The 1580-nt window shown below is 67.3% G+C and carries 2 protein-coding genes; both read right to left on the reverse strand.

Going from position 1 to position 1580, the window contains the following annotated elements; genetic code table 11:
* A partial coding sequence (locus VIB55_RS03935) for a transposase (protein ID WP_331875365.1) occupies positions 1–1158 on the reverse strand: 1158 nt, incomplete at its 3' end.
* A 130-nt stretch (positions 1159–1288) separates the two neighbouring features.
* On the reverse strand, positions 1289–1580 hold a 292-nt coding region (locus VIB55_RS03940; protein ID WP_331875366.1), incomplete at its 5' end, for a hypothetical protein.

The raw sequence follows: 1580 nt of genomic DNA on the forward strand, positions 1-1580 counted from the left end.
CTGCTGGTACGTAGCCGCGCGCAGCGGAGCGCGGCCGCGGTGGCTGATCCGGCTCCGGCCGCGCCACTCGCCCGAGCCATACTCGTTGACCTCGCTGCCGGCCAGCTTCACCACCGCGCGGCTGCTGTCGTATTCCCGGAAGTCGCCGACCAGGCCCAGGGTGATCGCGTTGTAGAGCGGGCTGCTTCCCGGGATGCTGTCCAGCAGCACGCTCTCTTCGAAGCCGCTGTAGCGCGCCAGAAGCTGCTCGGCCACGACCGCCTTCTGCCGCTCCAGCATCTGCCTGCGTTCGGCGGCCATGCGGATGCGCAGCGGCATCCCCTCGCCGGAGCGCCGGTGCGGGCTCGCGTGCGCCGCCTTGACCACCTCCAGAAACCGGGCCGCGGCTCCCGTCAGGACGCGGCCGTCCGTGTGCGCCTTCACCCGCTCCACCCACTGCGAGGCCGATAGCGCCGCCATCTCCGAGAAGGGGAGCAGCGCACGGGCGATCGCCAGCGCGTTGACCCTGTCGCACTCCTTGAAGAGCTCCTCGAACTCCGGCAGCAGGCGCCCCCATAAGCTCTTCAGCCGCGCCAGCTCCGCCGCCGAACGCGCGCGCAGCAGCATGTACTCCCGGGCGTGGGCGTCCATCGCGGCCCGCTCCGCACACTTCGGCAGCTGTGCCTGCGTGAACTTTCCGTCCTTGACCAGGATGCAGGCCAGGTCCGCGTCGCGCGGGTCCATCTTCTCGGGCGTATAGCGCGTCGCCTCGCGCTCGCGCTTGACCGCCAGCGTATGCAGCACGACGTACTTCAGTCCCGCCGCCTCGAAGCTCTCCGCCGCCAGTTCCCAGAAGTAGCTGGCCGGCTCCATCCCGATCAGAACGTGGTCGAGACCGTGGCGCTTGCAGAGCCCCTGGATGATCGGCTGAAGCGCCCCTGCGAGCTGCTGGGACGGGCAGTTGATGCGCTTGCGCCCCAGCGTCTCTCCCCCGTGCGTAAAGCTGACCGCCTGCTTCTCCTTCGCCAGGTCCAGACCAACGATCAGCGGCTTTCCCTCGAGCTGTGCCAGACGCCGGCGCTGTTTCTCCTGCTGGCGCAGGCTCCCCCGGGTGGGGGGAAGAAGAAGATCGATTGAAGGCTCTTCCGGACTCGCCAGAACGGACGTATGCTTCGACATGGGCGGTTGACCTCGCTGTCGTTGGGGATCCCTGGGTAAAACCCGCACTCCCCCAACTTGAGGCAACCGCCCTCTGCTTTCCTACCTTCCTCCCTAACGATTCTGAGTGGGTGTTGCTAACCCCCCAGAATCACAAAGAAGCGCTGACTTCCTGAGGGAGCGCACCACGTGTAACCTGATTCCACACAACCGCCTGCGCGCGACCGAAGGACCTGCTCTCCGGCGAGGCGGGGCCGGCTTCATGCCGCGCGACCAGCCCCTCGGTTTGCGCCAGCGAGGTCCTTCGGTCGGCGCCATGGCTTTTTCGTACCAGCAGATAGCGGAGCGGCGCCTCCCTCAGGAAGTCAATCGCGGTGAGCGGATTGGCGTCCGGCCTCCCTTCCCCCGCGTCCTCCGCGTGATGCGTTTGGATGTACGCGAAA

Source organism: Longimicrobium sp. (genome assembly GCF_036554565.1).
GTDB lineage: Bacteria > Gemmatimonadota > Gemmatimonadetes > Longimicrobiales > Longimicrobiaceae > Longimicrobium.